At 31.2% G+C, this 20,057-nt stretch carries 9 protein-coding genes; all 9 read left to right on the forward strand.

The window, feature by feature from the left end; translation table 11 throughout:
• Nucleotides 1-2: 2 nt before the first annotated feature.
• The 9 genes from WG951_RS00370 (at nt 3) to WG951_RS00410 (ending at nt 19,946) form a co-directional block, all read left to right on the forward strand.
• The gene (locus tag WG951_RS00370) at nt 3-1,880 is read left to right on the forward strand and encodes an alpha-amylase family protein (protein WP_105048235.1); all 1,878 of its coding nucleotides are present in this window, start codon (nt 3-5) and stop codon (nt 1,878-1,880) included.
• A gap of 114 nt (nt 1,881-1,994) precedes the next feature.
• Nucleotides 1,995-3,644, forward strand: a complete 1,650-nt coding sequence (locus WG951_RS00375; protein ID WP_105048236.1) for an alpha-amylase family glycosyl hydrolase — start codon at nt 1,995-1,997, stop codon at nt 3,642-3,644.
• Between the two features lie 100 nt (nt 3,645-3,744).
• A complete protein-coding gene (locus tag WG951_RS00380; RefSeq protein WP_105048237.1) occupies nt 3,745-6,528 on the forward strand; it encodes a helix-turn-helix and ligand-binding sensor domain-containing protein in 2,784 nt (927 codons plus the stop codon).
• 221 nt (nt 6,529-6,749) lie between these two features.
• Nucleotides 6,750-9,752, forward strand: coding sequence for a SusC/RagA family TonB-linked outer membrane protein (locus tag WG951_RS00385; RefSeq protein ID WP_105048238.1), 3,003 nt, complete (start codon nt 6,750-6,752; stop codon nt 9,750-9,752).
• A gap of 10 nt (nt 9,753-9,762) precedes the next feature.
• Nucleotides 9,763-11,247 (forward strand): RagB/SusD family nutrient uptake outer membrane protein, encoded by a 1,485-nt coding sequence (locus WG951_RS00390; RefSeq protein WP_105048239.1) that lies wholly within the window; start codon nt 9,763-9,765, stop codon nt 11,245-11,247.
• Between the two features lie 11 nt (nt 11,248-11,258).
• A complete protein-coding gene (locus WG951_RS00395; protein WP_105048240.1) occupies nt 11,259-13,259 on the forward strand; it encodes a carbohydrate binding domain-containing protein in 2,001 nt (666 codons plus the stop codon).
• A gap of 42 nt (nt 13,260-13,301) precedes the next feature.
• Nucleotides 13,302-14,972, forward strand: a complete 1,671-nt coding sequence (locus WG951_RS00400) for a glycoside hydrolase family 16 protein (RefSeq protein WP_105048241.1) — start codon at nt 13,302-13,304, stop codon at nt 14,970-14,972.
• 108 nt (nt 14,973-15,080) lie between these two features.
• The gene (locus WG951_RS00405) at nt 15,081-16,385 is read left to right on the forward strand and encodes a glycoside hydrolase family 2 TIM barrel-domain containing protein (protein ID WP_105048242.1); all 1,305 of its coding nucleotides are present in this window, start codon (nt 15,081-15,083) and stop codon (nt 16,383-16,385) included.
• 102 nt (nt 16,386-16,487) lie between these two features.
• Complete coding sequence (locus WG951_RS00410) at nt 16,488-19,946, forward strand: hypothetical protein (RefSeq protein ID WP_105048243.1); 3,459 nt, start codon at nt 16,488-16,490, stop codon at nt 19,944-19,946.
• The last annotated feature ends 111 nt before the right edge of the window (nt 19,947-20,057 follow it).

Below are 20,057 nucleotides of genomic sequence, written 5' to 3' on the forward strand. Positions count from 1 at the left end.
TTATGAGAAAAATATACAGCGTTTTATCCGTATTAATTTTATCAACAATAATTGGTTGTTCAAAAGAAAAAATATCAAAAAATAAAATGATGAGTACAAATCCACAGAAAAAAGCAGTTGTTTATCAGGTTTTTACACGTTTATTTGGTAATACAAATACCACCAACAAACCTTGGGGAACTATAGAGGAAAACGGTGTAGGTAAATTCAACGACTTTACAGAAAAAGCATTGTCTGAAATTAAAGATTTAGGAGTTACTCATATTTGGTACACAGGAGTTCCGCATCATGATGTAATTAAAGACTACACAAAATTTGGCATTTCTAATGACGATCCAGATATTGTAAAAGGAAGAGCAGGTTCTCCGTATGCAGTTAAGGATTATTACAATGTAAATCCGGATTTGGCTGTAAATGTTGCCAATAGATTAGAAGAATTTGAAGCTTTAATAGCACGTTCTCATAAAGTAGGATTAAAAGTAATTATTGATATTGTACCCAACCACGTTGCAAGAAATTACCAAAGTTTATCAAACCCTAAAGGGACAAAAGATTTTGGTGCAGATGATGATAAAACAGTGGAGTATGATGTAAATAATAATTTTTATTATGTGCCTAATGAAACATTTCAAGTACCAGATTTTTTAAATGGTTATTTGCCTTTAGGTGGAGAAAAAAATCCTTTATCGGATCATAAATTTGTTGAAAATCCTGCAAAATGGACAGGAAATGGATCGCGTGCTGCAAAACCACATTTTAATGATTGGTACGAAACTGTAAAAGTAAATTATGGCGTTTCTCCAGACGGAAGAAAAGATTTTGATGAATTGCCACAAGGTTTTGAAAACGAAGATTATAAAAAACATTTTGCTTTTTGGCAAGATAAAAAAATACCCAATTCTTGGATTAAATTTAGAGATATTGCTTTGTATTGGACCGCAAAAGGTGTTGATGGTTTTAGATATGACATGGCAGAAATGGTGCCTGTAGAGTTTTGGAGTTTTATGAATTCTGCGATTAAAATGAAAAATCCGGATGCTTTTTTATTAGCAGAAGTGTACAATCCGCATGAATATAGAAATTACATTAGAAAAGGAAAAATGGATTATTTGTATGACAAAGTTCAATTGTATGATACCATTAAACATATTATGCAAGGACACGGAATTACAGATCATATTGCGCCAATTCAAGAAGATTTAAAAGATATTGAGCACAATATGTTGCATTTTTTAGAAAACCATGATGAACAAAGAATTGCGAGTCCAGAGTTTGCAGGAGACGCCTTAAAAGCAAAACCAGCAATGGTAGTTTCTGCTACTATTTCTACGTCGCCAACCATGGTTTATTTCGGACAAGAATTTGGTGAACCAGGAGCAGAAAATGCGGGGTTTGGAACTCCGTCTAGAACTTCTATTTTCGATTATATAGGCGTGCCAACACTTCAGAGATGGGTAAATAACAAGAAGTTTGATGGTGGTCAATCTACGGATGCAGAAAAATCATTAAGAGATTTTTACAAGCGTCTATTAAATTTCACCATTACAAGCGATGCTTTGATGGGAGAATACCAAGACATTCATCATTTTAATCGTCAGCATACAGAATGGTATAATGAAAGAGTAATGTCTTTTGTTCGTTGGAGTGGTGATGAAAAATTAATAATCGTTTCTAATTTTAATGCTCATGACACTTATGGTTTTGAGTTAGGTTTACCTAAGGAGGTTATTGAAAAATGGAACTTAAAAGATGGCGAATATCAACTAGAAGACCAATTGTATAAAAAGTATGCATCAACTTTAAAAGTAGAAAATGGTGAAGCTAGGGTTAGAGTAGATGTAAAACCGTTAGAGTCTTTTATATTGAAAATTAAAAAATAACTTTCATATATCCTGCAAGGTTTTCAAAACCTTGTAGGTATTATAAGATTAATTAATAAACACTTATAAGGTATAAAAAGACCTTGTAGGAGGAATTTAAATGGAACAATACGCATGAAAAAAATACTCTTCATATTCCTTTTAGCAACCGTTTTTAGTTGTAAAGAAAAATCATCAACAGAAAAAGTAACAGCACAAACTGTAAACAAAGAGTTTGTTTGGGAAGGCGCAAATATTTATTTTTTGTTGACAGATCGTTTTAATAATGGTGATACCACCAATGATATTAATTTTGATAGAACTAAAGAAACCGGAAAATTACGTGGTTTTAAAGGCGGTGATATCAAAGGAATTACACAAAAAATAAAAGAAGGGTATTTTACAAAACTAGGGATTAACGCCATTTGGATGACGCCCATTGTAGAGCAAATTCATGGAGGAACCGATGAAGGAACTGGTTTGTCTTATGGTTTTCATGGATATTGGGCAAAAGATTGGACAAAAATAGATCCTAATTTTGGAACCAAAGAAGATTTAAAAGAATTGGTTGCCCTTGCTCATAAAAACGGAATTCGTGTTTTATTAGATGCAGTAATCAATCACACGGGGCCTGTTACAGAGAAAGATCCTGTTTGGCCTTCCGATTGGGTAAGAACGAGTCCGCAATGTTCTTATGATAGTTATGAACATACCATTTCGTGTACGTTGGTAAAAAATTTACCAGATATTAAAACTGAAAGTAATGATAATGTTGCATTGCCGCCACAGTTAATGGAAAAGTGGAAAGCAGAAGGACGTTATAAGCAAGAAATGGAAGAATTAGATGCCTTTTTTACAAGAACAGGACACCCTAGAGCGCCACGTTTTTATATAATGAAATGGTTAACAGATTATATTACAGAATTTGGAATTGACGGTTATAGAGTAGATACCGTAAAACATACTGAGGAATTTGTTTGGCAAGAATTTAGGCAAGAATGTGATGTTGCTTTTGCAGCGTATAAAAAGAACAATCCAGATAAAGTATTAGATACAAATAATTTTTATTTAGTGGGTGAGGTATATAATTATACAATTTCTGATGGAAAAGCCTTTCATTTGGGAGAAAAAAAGGTAAATTATTTTGACAAAGCTTTTAATAGTTTAATCAACTTTGAATTGAAATGGAATGTAAAACAAATGGCAGAAAAAGAGGTCTTTAAAAAATATGACACACTTCTTCAGGATAATTTAAAAGGATATGGTATTCTAAATTATATGACTTCTCATGATGATGGACAACCTTTTGATAAGGAAAGAAAAATGCCTTATAAAACAGCAACCATGTTGTTGTTAACGCCAGGGACATCGCAAGTTTATTATGGTGATGAGTCTGCAAGAAGTTTAATTATTGACGGTACTGTTGGTGATGCAACTCTACGTTCTTTTATGAATTGGAACGCTATAGAAAACGAAAAAGAAACTCAAGATATTCTAAATCATTGGCAAAAATTAGGTCAGTTTAGAGCAAACCACCCAGCAGTTGGCGCAGGAAAACATCAATTAATTTCAGAAGAAAACGGTTTGGTTTTTTCAAGAGTAAGAAACGAAGATAAAATTATTGCCGGTATCGATTTACCAAAAGGAAGTAAAACACTTTCAGTTTCATCCGTATTTAAAAATGGAGATAAACTGAACGATTTTTATTCTAATCAAATGGTAACCGTTAAAGAAGGAAAAGTAACTGTAAATTCAGATTTTAATATTGTTTTATTAGAAAAATAAGAAGATTAATTACCCATACAAAAACCATACAATTGTACCTTTTTTTATAAGTTTTACAATATTTAATGTAACTTAGTAACCAAACATTACTAAAACAGATATGTGTAGAACTTTACTTTTTTTGTTTCTTCTTTATATAGCATCAATTAGTTATGCTCAAGAGTTGCCGCCTATAAAAATATTTACACCAGAAAACTATAAAGCTCAGAACCAGAATTGGGGAATTGCACAATCTGAAGATAATTTAATTTACGTAGCCAATAATGGTGGTCTTTTAGAATATAATGGAGAGCACTGGCAATTGTATTCACATTATTCAAACCCAATTCTTAGATCCTTAAAAATTAAAAAAGATGTAATTTATACAGGTTCTTTTATGGATTTTGGTTTTTGGAAAAAAAACGATAAAGGTCTTTTAGAATATAGTTCTTTAGTAGAAGATTTAAAAATAAAATTAAAAGAAGGAGAAGAATTTTGGGGCGTTAATTTTTATCAAGATTGGGTGCTTTTTCAATCTAAAACAAGAATCTATTTTGTAAATAGATTGGCCAAAGATGTTAAAATAATTGATTCTAATGAAACAATCTCAGGACTTTTTGTAATTAATAATACCATTTTTTTTCAAAAAAAGAACAAAGGGATATTTACGCTAGAAAACGGAGAAGAAAAGGTGTTTTCTGATGCTAATTTTTTTAGAAACAATAAAGTTATTAATTGTTTTTATCATAATAAAGAGCTTGTCTTTTTATCCGAAGAAAAAGGTTTTGTTAGTGTAAAAGGGAATGATGTTGTATGGAAAGAAACAGATTTAAACAAAGAAAAATTTTCTGTTTTTAGTGCAATTCAACTAAAAGACAACAGTTTTGTATTGGGTACCATTTCTAATGGAATTATTTTTTTAAACTCAGAAGGAAAAATTACCTCTACGGTTAATAGAAAAAATGGATTAAGTAATAATACAGCTCTTTCTTTATTTCAAGATAAAACAGATAATATTTGGATTGGTTTAGACAACGGAATTAATTATATAAATATCTCTTCTGCATTTAAAATTTTTGAAGATGAAGATGGTGATTTAGGTACAGTATATACTTCGTTCTTTTTTGATAATGAGCTTTATTTAGGTACAAACCAAGGGTTGTTTTTTAAAGACAAAGACTTAAAATATAAAATAATTAAAGGAACTGAAGGGCAGGTATGGTTTCTAAAAGAAATTGACGGAAATCTTTTTTGTGGACATGATAAAGGGACGTTTATCATAAAAAATAAAAAAATTAGCAGTACCATACCAGAACAGTTAGGAACTTGGAATGTAAAAAAGGTGCCCAATAATAAGGATATTTTAATTCAAGGAACTTACCAAGGTTTATCTATTTTAGAGAAACAAAACGGGGTGTGGAAGTTTAGAAATAAAATTGATGGGTTTAATATTTCTAGTAGGTTTTACGAATTTTATCAAGATAAATTGTACGTAAATCATGAGTTAAAAGGATTTTATGAGTTAAAAATAGATGAGAATTATTCTAAGGTGCTTCTTCAAAACAAAATTCATGTACCAGAAGAAGGTTATGGATCTAATGTTTTTTCTTTCGGTAATCATTTGTATTATTCTTCTTCTAAAGGGATTTTTAAAAAACAACCAACAGGAGGTTTTAGTAAGGATACATTGTTTACCAATGTTTTAAATGATATTGAAAATATTACAACTATAAGAAAGTTGCCAGAAAAAAAGAATACATTTTATAGTTTTTCTAATAATAACATTCTTTTTATTACTTCTAACAGTATTAGTTTAAAGCCGCAGGTAAAACGTATACCCATTGCTGCATCTATAAGAAACAATGTTTTAGGTTTTGAGAACCTAACACAAATTAGCGATAATAATTATTTAATAGGTACTTCCCGAGGTTATTTATTGTTAAATGATGCTATAGAAACTAAGCAACAAGATATAGCTATATCTTTTCAGAAGGTTCTTGTAAATAAAATAGATGATATAAAAACCAATTTATCATTAGCAGGAGAGGTTGTCTTAGAAAACAAACAAAATAATATTGATTTTTCTTACAGTATTTTAAAATATGATAAAATTATTAAAAATGAATATCAGTATCAGTTAGAAGGTTTGTCTAGTAATTGGTCTGATTGGTCAGAGAATTCTTCTCAGCTATTTGAAAATTTACCTTACGGAGATTATGTGTTTAATGTAAAAGGGAAATATGGTAACGAGACAACTGATGTTAAATCTTTTTCATTTTCTATAGAAAGACCTTATTATTTAAGTAACTTATTTTTAGTTTTTTATACGTTATCTGTTGTTTTTATTATTGTAATGATAAATATTTATTACAGAAGAAGATACAAATTGAAAAACAAAATTTTATTAGAGAAAGCTCAGAAAGAACTAAAGTTAAAGGAGCTAGAAAATTCTCAGATAATAATGAAATTGAATAATGAAAAATTAAGAGTAGATATAGACAGTAAGAGTAGGGAATTGGCAAGTTCTACTATGAATATTATTAAGAAAAATGATTTTTTAAATACCATTAAAACCGAATTGATAAACGGTGATGGAAAAAATACTTTAAAAGTAATTAAGATTATAGATAAGAACTTAAATAATTCTGATGATTGGAAAATGTTTCAAGAAGCATTTAATAATGCAGACAAAAACTTTCTTAAAAAAGTAAAAGATAAGCATCCAAATTTAACACCTAATGACTTAAGGCTTTGTGCTTATTTAAGACTGAACTTATCTTCTAAAGAAATTGCTCCTTTATTAAATATATCTCCAAGAAGTGTAGAGGTTAAAAGGTATCGATTAAGAAAAAAAATGGACTTACCTCACGACTCAAATTTAACCAACTACATCTTAGAAATTTAGTAACCAAACAAGGCTGTTTTTTACCTATACAATACCACAACAAGGTTAATATATCTTCTGTACAAGGTAATATTTAACATGTTTCTAAAACCTTATGTTTATTAAGAGTTTACTGTTTTTGCAGTGCTTTTTTTACGATGTATGTTTTTTGTTGTGGTTGTTTTTGTCAATTTACTAATATGAAGGCTTAATTTTATACCACTAATAATAATTTTAAATTCATGAGAAAAAAAATCACATTATTACTCTTTTTATTTATCGGAATTTGTGTTTCGGCACAAACTATAAATGTAAAGGGTGTTGTTAAAGATGCTAAAACAGGAGATCCATTGCCTGGAGTAAGTATATTAATTAAAGGAACAGCAGTTGGAATTCAAACTGATTTTGATGGACTTTATAGTCTTTCTAAAGTAGATATAGGGGCAACACTTGTCTTTAATTATTTAGGATATGCTAAAAAAGAAGTAATTATTAATCAACAAACTGTAAACGTTTTATTAGAAGAAGCGGCAGAGACTTTAAATGAAATTGTGGTTGTTGGTTATGGTAAACAAAAAAGGAAAGATGTTACAGGTTCTGTATCTATTGTTGGAGAAAAAACATTAGATGCTTTAAAGCCTATAGACGCAACAAGTGCCTTGCAAGGTACCACTTCTGGTGTTGCTGTAAACTTGTCTTCTGGTGCTCCAGGTGCTAAGGTTAATATTTTAATTAGAGGGGTAAGTTCAAACACCAACAACCAACCATTAACAATAATAGATGGTTATCAAGGTGATTTAAACAGTATTAACCCTAATGATATTGAATCGATTACAGTTTTAAAAGATGCACAAGCCGCTATTTATGGTATTAAAGGAGCAAATGGTGTTGTTTTAGTAACTACTAAAATTGGTAAGAAAAATAAGAAAGCCACTGTAAGATATGATACTTATGCTGCTTTTCAACAAACTACCAAAAAGTTAGATTATTTAAATGCAACCGAGTATGCTTTGGTTTTAAATGAAGCGTATGCTGCAAGCGGACAAACAGTGCCTTTTGCTAATGTTGGTTCTTTAGGAAAAGGAACCAATTGGCAAGATGAACTTTTTAATGATGCTTTATTAATGAATCATAATATTAGTTTATCTGGTGGTGGAGAAAGTTTTAGATATCTTGTTAGTGCATCTCGTACAGAACAAGATGGTATTATTGCTAAAGATAAATCTAATTTTATTAGAAATAATATCAAATTAAATTTAGGGGTAGATATCAATAATAAATTAAACTTTTCTGTAATTGCAAACTACTTTACGAGTGCTTCTCAAGGTTTTGATGGATCTCTTTTATTTAATGGTTTAAATTATGCCCCAACTTTTGGTGTTGCAGAAAACGATACCAATAACTTTTTAGGGATAGAGGTTGTAAACCCTTTGTCTTTATTACAAAACACTTATGGTGAAAATAATGGAAACGGAATTGAAGGAAACTTTAAGTTAGAGTACAAACCAATAGAAGGTTTAAATGTAGTTTCTCGTCTTGGTTATAAAATTTATAACGAAAAACAACGCTCTTTTACACCAATACAAGATTACGGTTCTAGTAAAGTGTATAATAAAACACAAAGTTCTGTTTATCAGTATAAAACAACATCAACAAGAGTAAATTGGGAAACTTTTGCAACGTATCAAAAAACATTTGCAGAAAACCATAACACAAGTTTTACTTTAGGTACAAGTGTACAAAATGATTTGTTTGATGGTATTTATACTACTGGTTTTGATGTGCCAAACAATTCTTATGATTTTGCAGATATCAGCTTAACAAATTCACAAAGCGAACAAAGAAGTTTAAATACTGGTAATGGAGATATACGATTGACTTCATTTTTTGGTAGAATTCAATATGATTATAAAGGTAAATACTTGTTCTCTGGGTTAATAAGAAGAGATGGCGCTTCTGTTTTTGCAGAAGATCAAAGAGTAGATAATTTTTGGTCTATTACTTCTGGTTGGAAAATTTCTGATGAAAATTTCTTAAAAGATAGTGAAACTATTTCTTTCTTAAAATTAAGAGCAAGTTATGGTACTTTAGGAAACTTGGTGGGTGATAACTTATACAGGTCTTTATTAAATGGAGAAGGTGAATATGTGTTTGGTGGAAGTTTAGTAGATGGTACTGCGCAAGGTGCTTTATCTAATCCATCAGCAACATGGGAAACTGCACAGAAATTAGATATTGGTGTAGACTTAAATATGTTTAATGATAAACTTACTATTGTTGCAGATTATTTTGAAGAAACAAGAAAAGATTTATTAATAGAAAACTTTCCGGTTTCTGGTTTATTAGGTTCTGCTGCACCAGGAGGAGCAAACCCAACAGTAAATGCAGGTACTTCTAAAAACACGGGTGGAGAATTAGCTATTAATTATAAGGCAATTTCTAAAGATGATTTTACATTAAATTTTGGTTACAATGTAACCTACGTAAAAAATGAGGTAACCGAAGTTTTAGATGACGCCTTTGTAGAAGGAGGTAATTTTGCTGTCGGAAACCTTGCTCCTTCTAGAATGGAAGTTGGGCAACCAATTGGGTATTTCTTAGGCTTGCAAACAGATGGTATTTTTCAAACTCAAGCAGAAGTAGATGCACATCCTTCACAGTCTGGGTTAGGGGCTACTGTAACATCACCAGGAGATATTAGATATAAAGATATGAATGGAGATGGAGTTATAAATTTTGATGATAGAACTAATATTGGGAATCCGCAAGCAGATTATTATATGGGCTTTAATGTGTCAGCTACCTATAAAAATTGGGATTTTACAGCTTATTTATATGCAGAGTTAGGGAAAGATATGGTTAGAAACTTTGAACGTTTTTTACCAAATGTTAATAAACCAGCTTATTATTTAGATAGATGGACAGGAGCAGGAACAAGCAACTCTGTACCAAGACTTACAAATGACGCAACAAACAACAAATTGTTTTCAGATTTCTTTGTAGAAGATGCTTCTTTCTTACGTATGCAAAACATACAAATTGGGTATAATTTTGCACCAGAATTATTAGAAAAAGTTGGGGTGTCTAAATTAAGATTGTACACATCTATAAACAACTTATTTACACTAACAGATTACACTGGGTATGATCCTTCTATAAATGACGGAGCAATAGGAGCTGGTATCGATTCTGGGAATTATCCATCTGCAAGACAGTTTTTATTAGGCTTAAATGTTACATTTTAAAAAATAAAAGATGAGAAATTATAAACAAAAAATAAAATTAGGATTCATCTTTATGACAAGCTTATTTATTTTAAGCGCATGTTCTGATGATTACTTAAATAATTCTAAAATTTACGCAGAAGATTCTGAATCTTTTTTCAATTCAGAAACAGACTATTACAATGCTTTAGTTGCTGCGTACGACCCTTTACAATCTACATTTATCAATGTATTAATGGGAGAAATTGCATCAAACAATACTTTGGCAGGAGGAGAAAGTGCTACAGATGTACCAGGGTATCAACAAGTAGATGATATGACGCACACACCTGTTAATGATCAACTTCAAAATCTTTGGAGTTGGATGTATGGTGGTGTTAATAGAGCTGCATACATTTTAGAATTTCAAGACAAAACAGACTTTACAGGTAAAGAAGTTATCATTGCAGAAGCTCATTTTTTAAGAGCGTATTATAATTTTGAATTGGTAAAATGGTTTGGAGATATTCCTATTAAACCAGAAGGACGTTTCGTTTTGGGGGATGAAAAAACAATCCCAAGATCGCCAAAAGCAGATGTGTATGCTTTAATAGAAGCAGATTTAGAATATGCAATTGCTAACCTATCTTATACAGCACCACAAGTTGGTAGAGCTACAAAAGGAGCGGCACAAGCATTGTTAGGAAAAGCATATTTGTATCAAGATAAATTTTTAGAAGCATCAACAGTTTTAGAAAATTTAATTCAGAATGGTCCTTATATGTTAGAATCTGATTACAATAAAATCTTTGAATTTGATGGAGAAAACGGATCGGGTTCTATATTCGAAGTTCAATATACAGATACTCAGGGAGCAGGTTTCGATTGTTTACAATGTAGTGAAGGGAATGTGGCAGTAGGTTTTCAGGGAATTAGAGGTTATGATGGAGATTTATTTACATCAGGCTTTAGTTTTAATGTACCTACACAAGAAGTGGTAGATGAATTTGAAGATGGAGACAATAGAAAAGAGGTTGCTATTTTAGATATCGATGCTTGGTCTGCTGCTACAGGTGCACAATTTACAACAGGTTATGAGCATACAGGTTTTTTTAATAGAAAATACCTTCCAAGAAAAAGAAATGCAGATGCAGCAGGAGATTTAAATATAACAAATCCTAATAATTACAGAGCAATACGTTTTGCAGATGTATTATTAATGGCGGCAGAAGCTTTTAATAGAAGACCTTCTGCAGACGATGTCAAAGCTAAAACATACTTAAACAGAGTTAGAGAAAGAGCTTTTGGTAATACAGATCATAACATAACAACAACAGGTACTAATTTAACTGCGGCTATTTATCATGAACGTAGAGTAGAATTAGTTGGAGAAGGTCATCAGTTTTTTGACTTAGTAAGAACAGGAAGAGGAACTCAAATACCAGGTTTTACCACAGGTAAAAATGAGGTGTTTCCTATACCTGTAGAAGAAATACAGTTTTCTCAAGGAAATTGGTCACAAAATGATAAATATTAATATTTATAAGGATGAAGAAAATTAAAATAATATATAAAGCATTAATACTATTACTAATTATTAATGCGTGTACAGAAGAGGATAGAAGTTTAGACTTTTTAGATACTATTGCTGCGCCAACTAATGTGGCTGCAAGTTATAATTTATCTCAAGATAACTCTGGGTTGGTAACAATTTTACCAACGGCAGATGGAGGGTCTTATTTTGATGTTTCTTTTGGAGATGCAACTCCAGAAGAAAAAGGTATTGAAGCAGGTAAAAGTGCTCAACACACTTATGTAGAAGGTACTTATACTATAAAAATAGTAGCTTATAATACCAAAGGAGATACAACAGAAGCAACGCAAGAATTAGTCGTTTCATTTAAAGCTCCAGAAAATTTAGAGGTTACTTTAGAGAATGATGTAGCCGTTTCTAAACAAGTAAATGTTACTGCTACTGCAGATTATGCTGCTACTTTTGAGTTTTACTCGGGAGAAGATGGTGTTACGCAACCAGTTTTAACAGGTAATATTGGCGATGTAATTTCTTATCAATATCCAACAGCAGGTACTTACTCTGTAAAAGTTATTGCTAAAGGTGGTGCTGTAGAAACAACAACATATACGGCAGATTTTGAAGTAACAGAAATTTTAGTGCCAATTGTTGCTGCACAAAAACCTGCAACAAGAGATGCGGCAGATGTAATTTCTATATTTTCAGATAAATACACACAAACTACCGTAGATTCATTTACTACAGATTGGTCTTCTTTAGCTTTACAAGAAGTAATTACAGTAGATGCCGACAATGTTTTGGCGTACAGAGATTTAAATTATGCGGGTATAATTACAGAAGCTTCACCAATAGATGCATCATCAATGGAGTTTGTTCATTTTGATATTTGGACCACCAATGTAGATACCTTTAAATTGAAATTTGTTGACTTTAATGGTACAGGATATAATGATGGTGCTGATAATATTGAGTTTGAAGTAGAAAATACAATTACAGAAAAAGGTAAATGGTTAAGTTTTAATATTCCTTTATCAGAATTTACTGGAGTTCCTTTTTCAGATATCAACCAAATAGTTATTGCTGCAGCACCACAAGGAACCGTATTTTTAGATAACCTTTATTTCTATAAAGCAAGTACAAATACACCTGCTTTTGATGATGGTTTATTAATCAATGGAGATTTTGAAAACGGAAGCGATGCTTGGTTAATTGGTATTGATGATAGTTCTTCTGCGCCAGTAGTAACAGATGCAGGTAATACTTACTATTCCGTAAACGTAACTGCAGCAGGTCAACCTTATGATGTAAATACAAGTCAGAAAGTAGAAATTATTCAAGGAAATACCTACACATTAACTTTTGATGCTTGGTCAGACGTAAATAGACCTATACTTGCTGGTATCGGTTTAAGTGCAGATCCTTGGTCTAATGATTCTAAAACGGTAGATATTACAACAACAAAAGCAACCTATTCTGTTACGCTATCTGCAGCAGAATTTGGAGCCTCTAATGCAAGAGTTATTTTCGATTTAGGTGCTGCAGTAGGTATGGTAAATTTAGACAATGTATCGCTTATTATAGGTACAGGAAATATAATAGTTAATGGAGATTTTGAAAACGGAAGCGATGCTTGGTTAATTGGTGTTGATGACACTACTTCTGCTCCAGTAGCAACAGATGGAGGTAATACCTATTATTCTGTAAACGTAACGGCGGCAGGTAATTCTTATGATGTAAATGCAAGTCAAAAATTAGAAATCATTCAAGGAAGTACGTACACATTAACTTTTGATGCTTGGTCAGACGTAAACAGACCCATAATTGCAGGAATCGGTTTAAGTGCAGATCCTTGGTCTAATGATTCTAAAACGGTAGAAATTACACCAACAAGAACAACCTATTCTGTAACATTATCTGCAGCAGAATTTGGAGCCTCTGACGCAAGAGTCATTTTCGATTTAGGAGCAGCGGTAGGTATGGTTAATTTAGATGATGTTTCATTATCTAGTAATTAAGTAAAACAATTATTTACTTGTAACGTAACTAAAATATAAAAAATGAAAAAAATAAAAAATATTTATATAATCTTATTTTCGTTAATGACGGCTTTTTATGGGTGTCAAGAAAATGAGCATGAATTCGGAGAAATAGTAGCTCCTACAAATATTGTTATCACTGCAGAAATTGCTGGTGTAGATGCAGACAATCTTTATGGAGATGGAAGTGGTACAGTAAGTTTTACTACAACTGCAGAAAATGCATCTTCTTATGTATATTATTTTGATGGTGTAGCGGTAGCTTCTCCATCAGGCGTTTTATCAAAAAGGTTTTCTAAAGTGGGTGTAAATAGCTATACTGTTGTTGTAAAAGCAAATGGTACAGGTGGTGTTTCATCAACAAAAACAATAGATGTAGAAGTGTTTAGTTCTTTTTCTGATGTTGAAGCAGAAAACTTATTAAGTGGTGCTAATATTGGAGATAGTAAAAAATGGTACTGGCAAGCAGATAAAGATTTACATGTTGGTTTAGGACCTGTTACAGATGATTATGGTAACGGAGAATTTGCGTATGAGGCTTGGTGGAATGGTATTAAAGCTTGGGATTCTGAAAAAGGATGTATGTATGATAATGAGTTTGTCTTTACAAGAACTGCAGATGGTTTAACATTTGAACAAACCGTAGGACCTGCTTTTGTTCCTGGTACGTATGCAGGTGTTTTAGGGGTTGCAGGTGATCAGTGTCATGATGAAACTGTAGCAACAAAAATGTTTGGTGTAAAAACAGTGGCTTTTGGTCCTTCTACATCTAAAGCAGGTACAGAAGGTACATATAACAATGCGCCATATAGAGGTACAAATTTCGAAATTTCTGATGGTGGTTTTATGGGATGGTTAGTAGGTTCTGGAACTTATGATATTATTTCTATTTCTAGTAGTGAGTTAATTGTTAGAGTTATAGAAGACCCAGCGTCTGGTTCTGGAGCAGCTTGGTATCATAAATTTACATCTACAAAACCTGTAAAAGGATCTAGTTATATTTATAATGATTTGGCTTGGGAAGACGATTTTAATACAGACGGAGCACCAAATCCTGCAAATTGGACCTATGATTTAGGTGCAGGTGGTTGGGGTAATGGAGAATTACAAACCTATACCAATGATGCAGAAAATGTAATTGTAGAAGATGGTTATTTAAAAATTAAAGCAAAAGCTGATGGTAGCGGTGGATATACATCTGCAAGATTAAAATCTCAAGGATTGTATGAGTTTACTTACGGTAGAGTAGAAGTAAAAGCTAAATTACCAGGTTCTCAAGGTACATGGCCAGCAATATGGATGTTAGGTGCTAATTTTTCTACTATTGGTTGGCCACATTCTGGAGAGATAGATATAATGGAGCAAACAGGGGCAGATAAAAATACAACTTTAGGTACGTTACATTGGTACAATACTGCAGGTAGTAATAATGCTAGTTATGGCGAAACTACAGCTGTTGCAAATGCTGCTTCTGAATTTCATTTATATACGGTAGAATGGACAGATACTGCAGTTAAAATTTACTTAGATAACGTTCCTTTTTATGAATTAGCAAATGATGATACATTACCTTTTAATGCAGATTTCTTTCTAATTTTAAATGTAGCAATGGGCGGTACTTTAGGAGGGTCTGTAGATGCAGCGTTTACTGAAGATACTATGGAAATAGATTACGTAAAAGTATATCAATAATAATTAATTGAAGAAGTGTAATAAGGTCAGTTTTTAATTGATTGACCTTATTATTTCTTCCTTTTATTACCTACAAAATAGTAAGGTTTTACTTTTAAAGAGATACTTATGAAATATATTTTCTTGCCAATTATATTTATTTTTTTGGCCTTAAATTCTTGTTCTAAAAAAAAGGAGGAAGTAGTTGTTTTAAAGAATGAACAAGGAATGCGTTTAATGGTTAATGGAGAAGATTTTATCATTAACGGAATGAATTGGGATTATTTTCCGGTTGGAACCAATTTTTCTTACAGTTTATGGCAACAACCTAATGCATTTATAAAAAAGGCATTAGAAACAGAAATGACTTTGCTTAAAGAGTTAGGTGTTAATACAATTCGTGTTTACGAAGGGATTCAACCTAAATGGATTACTTATATCTATGAAAAGTATGGTATTTACACCATGCTAAACCATTCTTTTGGTAGATACGGAGTTTCTATAAACGGAAATTGGAAACCAGAAACAGATTACACAAATGTTAATGCTCAAAAGTCTTTGCTTGCAGAAGTTGTGCAAATGACTAAAACGTATAAAAATACCCCTGGTTTGTTATTGTTTCTTTTAGGGAATGAAAATAATTACGGGCTTTTTTGGGCAGGATCAGAAACAGAAGATTTTCCTGAAGAAGAAACTGAAAAGAAAAAAATAGGAGAAATAAGAGGCAGAGCAATGTATAAATTGATGAATGAAGCGGCTGTTCAAATGAAAAAGGTAGATGCTTCTCATCCAATAGCTATTTGTAATGGTGATCTTTTGTTTATTGATATTATAGCAGAAGAATGTAAAGACGTAGATATTTATGGCACCAATATGTATCGAGGAAAATCTTTTTTAGATGCTTTTGATATTGTAAAAAAGAAACTGAATATGCCTGTTCTATTTACCGAATTCGGGTCAGATGCTTTTAATGCAATCAATAATAAAGAAGATCAAAAAATGCAAGCTTTTTACTTGGTAGAAAACTGGAAAGAGATTTATAAAAACGTTGCTGGTTTGGGTAAAGCAGAAAATGCAATAGGAGGTTTTACGTTTCAATTTAGTGATGGTTGGTGGAAATACGGACAAACCATAAATTTAGATGTACATGATAATGATGCTTCTTGGGCAACCAAAGCATATGATTATGACTATCAAGAAAATCATAATAATATGAATGAGGAGTGGTTTGGTATTTGTGCAAAAGGACCAACAAACAATAAAGGTTTATACACTTTATATCCAAGAGCAGCTTATTATGCATTAAAAGAAGCGCATCAATTAAATCCGTATTCAGAAGGAATGACCACAAGCTTAGTTTTAAAACATTTTAATGAAATTAAGCTAAACGATGCTCTTATAAAAGCAGCAAATAATAAAGTTGTTTTAGAATAAAAAAATAAAATTAGAGAGAATATTTTAAAATATTCTAATGAAATAAAATACTAATTAGAACCTCTATTTAATTGTTGCAGAGGTTTTAGAACACCAATTTTAATGACAAACAAAACCATCTTTTTAGGAAAAAACAAAGCAGACTTTCAAGCACAAGAAGTGAAAGGAGAAATGATAAATTTTGACAATGAAGTTTATTATAAAATTGCAAACAGTAATGAAATGAGACCCTTCTTTATGAGTATTGTTTCAGACTCAAATCATTGGATGTTTATTTCTAGTAATGGAGGTCTTACGGCTGGTAGAAAAAATAGTGAATATTCTCTTTTTCCGTATTATACGGATGATAAAATTACGGAATCTGCAGATGTAACAGGAAGTAAATCTATTTTTCAGGTTTCTAAAAATGGAAACATTTATTTATGGGAGCCTTTTTCTCAAAGACAAATTGGGTTGTATAAAACCAAACAAAACTTATATAAAAATAGTTTTGGTAATAAAGTTATTTTCGAAGAAATTAATGAAGATTTAGAGGTAACTTTTAGATATCAATGGAGTTCTTCTGACAAATTCGGATTTGTAAAAAAATCTACCTTAATTAATAATTCTTCAGATAAAATACAAATTACATTTTTAGATGGTTTACAAAATATTATTCCTTCGGATGTAGAAACAGATTTACAAAACTCTCGCAGTAATTTAGTAGATGCTTATAAAAAGAGTGAATTACAAACAGAAGCTGGTTTAGGTATTTATGCATTAAGTGCAATTATTGTTGATAAAGCAGAACCAAGTGAAGCTTTAAAAGCAAATATCGTTTGGTCTTTAGGTATTAAAAATCCTACTCATTTATTATCATCATTACAATTAGATAATTTTAGAAGAGGAAAAGAGGTACATCAAGAAGTAGATGTAAAAGCAGAAAAAGGGGCTTATTTTATTAGTGCAGATTTAGAATTATCAGCAAATGAAACTAAAGAATGGAGTTTTATTGCGAATGTAAATCAAACGATAGGCGATATTCAAATAATTTCTAAGGCGATTTTAAATGATGAAAATTTATATGAAAGTATTTTAGAAGATATTGAATTAGGAACTAAAAACTTAATTGCTTTAACAGGTGCTGCAGATGGTTTGCAAGTAACAAACGATCCTTTAGTAAACACAAGACATTTTGCAAATACGCTTTTTAACTTAATGCGTGGTGGTACTTTTGATGATGATTATAAGATTGAGAAAGAAGATTTTATAAAATACATTGCAAAGGCAAATAAAAAAGTCATCAAGAAAAAAGAAGAATTGTTAAATGACTTACCAGAGGAATTTACATTAAATACCATTCTTGAAATTGCAGAGAACGATGAAGATAAAAACTTTAAAAGACTTTGTTTTGAATATTTACCATTAAAATTTAGTAGAAGACACGGTGATCCAAGTAGACCTTGGAACAAGTTTTCTATCAACACAAAAAATGAAATTGATGGTTCTAAAATTTTAGATTATGAAGGGAACTGGCGTGATATTTTCCAGAATTGGGAAACCTTAGCACATTCATATCCAGCCTTTATAGAAAGTATGATTCATAAGTTTTTAAATGCAACAACTTTTGATGGTTACAATCCGTATAGAGTTACCAAAGATGGTTTTGATTGGGAAACTATAGAAGAAAATGATCCTTGGTCTTACATTGGTTATTGGGGAGATCATCAAATAATTTACTTATTAAAATTCTTAGAATTTATAGAAAACCATTATCCTAATCAATTAGAAAAACGTTTTTCTGAAGATATTTTTGTGTACGCAAATGTGCCTTATAAAATTAAAGATTATCAAAGTATACTTAAAAACCCTAAAGATACCATTGATTTCGATTTTGAATTAGATGCTAAAATTCATCAAAAAAGAGAAGAATTAGGAGCTGATGGTGCTTTATTAAGAGATGAAAATTTCTTTATTTATAAAGTTAATTTAATAGAAAAATTATTAGCAACTGTATTAGCAAAAGTATCCAACTTCATCCCAGAAGGAGGTATTTGGATGAATACGCAACGTCCGGAATGGAATGACGCTAACAACGCTTTAGTTGGTAACGGAGTTTCTATGGTAACATTAAATTACTTAAATAGATTTATCAATTTCTTCGAAAAAGTAGTTACGAAATCAACCACAGAAGAAGTTGAAATTTCATCTGAATTGGCAACATTCTTTAATGAAGTTGTGTCGACTTTCAATCAAAATAAAAACATCCTTTCAGGGAATGTTTCAGATACTGAGAGAAAAACTGTTTTAGATGGTTTAGGTGAAGCAGGAAGTGTATTTAGAACTGCAATTTATGAAAACGGATTTTCTAGTGATAGAAGTACAATTTCTAAAACAGAATTGTTAGCATTTTTTACCATTACAAAGCAATATTTAGAGCATACTATTAAAGGAAACAAACGTGCAGATAATTTATATCATTCATACAATTTAATGACAATTAAGAATGATAAAGAGGTGTCTATTTCTTATTTACCAGAAATGTTAGAAGGGCAAGTTGCTGTTTTAAGTGCTGGATATTTATCGTCAAAAGAAGCTTTAAAAGTTTTAGACGGAATGAAAGCAAGTGCGTTGTTTAGAGAAGATCAATACAGTTATATTTTATATCCGAATAAAGATTTACCACGTTTTGATGAGAAAAATGTGATTTCTAAAGAAGCTGTAAAAAACTCAAAATTACTGTCAAAATTAATTAGTGATGGAAACACGCAAATCATTACTAAAGATGTCTTAGGCAATTACCATTTTAATGCAAACTTTAATAATGCCAATAGTCTAAAAGGAGCTTTTAAAGAATTACCAGAAACGTATTCAGATTTAATTGAAAACGAATCTGATTTGTTGCTAGAAACTTTTGAAGGAGTCTTTAATCACAAAGCATTTACAGGTCGTTCAGGTACTTTCTTTGGCTATGAAGGGTTAGGTTCTATTTATTGGCATATGGTTTCAAAACTATTATTAGCGGTTCAAGAAAATTGCTTGTTAGCGGTTAAAAATAAGGAAGATGAAGCTGTAATTGGTCAATTATTAGATCATTATTATGAAATTCAAGCAGGAATTGGTGTGCATAAATCACCAGAATTATATGGTGCATTTCCAACAGATCCATATTCTCATACACCAGGAGGAAAAGGAGCGCAACAACCAGGAATGACAGGTCAGGTTAAAGAAGATGTGTTAAGCAGAATTGGTGAATTAGGTGTTTTTGTAAAAGAAGGTAAAATCATTTTCAATCCAAGATTATTAAGAGGTAGTGAGTTTATCAAAGCTCCAAAAACTTTTAAGTATACATCAATTAGCAAAGAAGCAAAATCAATTGAATTAAAAGAAAATTCACTTTGTTTTACCTATTGTCAAGTACCTATTATTTATAAAAATAGAGGAGAAGAAAGTGTAACAATCTTTTTTACAAACGGAAAAATAACAACATCAGAAATCTTAATTCTTAACAGTACTATTTCTAAAATGATGTTTGAAAGAACAGGTGAAATAGATAGAATAGAGGTTTCAGTAAAAAAATAATTGATAAAAAAATTAAAAGATAGATTCCACCTGCAAGGTCTTTTTTTCCTTGTAGGTGTTAAGAATAAAGACTAACAAGGTTTTAAAACCTTTCAAAAAAAACGATTTTAA

This window comes from Polaribacter butkevichii, from assembly GCF_038024105.1.
GTDB lineage: Bacteria > Bacteroidota > Bacteroidia > Flavobacteriales > Flavobacteriaceae > Polaribacter > Polaribacter butkevichii.

Bases quoted from the DNA above. Each gene is read 5' to 3' on its own strand.
- WG951_RS00370 (WP_105048235.1), top strand. From the start codon at position 3: ATGAGAAAAATATACAGCGTTTTATCCGTATTAATTTTATCAACAATA.
- WG951_RS00375 (WP_105048236.1), top strand. From the start codon at position 1,995: ATGAAAAAAATACTCTTCATATTCCTTTTAGCAACCGTTTTTAGTTGT.
- WG951_RS00380 (WP_105048237.1), top strand. From the start codon at position 3,745: ATGTGTAGAACTTTACTTTTTTTGTTTCTTCTTTATATAGCATCAATT.
- WG951_RS00385 (WP_105048238.1), top strand. From the start codon at position 6,750: ATGAGAAAAAAAATCACATTATTACTCTTTTTATTTATCGGAATTTGT.
- WG951_RS00390 (WP_105048239.1), top strand. From the start codon at position 9,763: ATGAGAAATTATAAACAAAAAATAAAATTAGGATTCATCTTTATGACA.
- WG951_RS00395 (WP_105048240.1), top strand. From the start codon at position 11,259: ATGAAGAAAATTAAAATAATATATAAAGCATTAATACTATTACTAATT.
- WG951_RS00400 (WP_105048241.1), top strand. From the start codon at position 13,302: ATGAAAAAAATAAAAAATATTTATATAATCTTATTTTCGTTAATGACG.
- WG951_RS00405 (WP_105048242.1), top strand. From the start codon at position 15,081: ATGAAATATATTTTCTTGCCAATTATATTTATTTTTTTGGCCTTAAAT.
- WG951_RS00410 (WP_105048243.1), top strand. From the start codon at position 16,488: ATGACAAACAAAACCATCTTTTTAGGAAAAAACAAAGCAGACTTTCAA.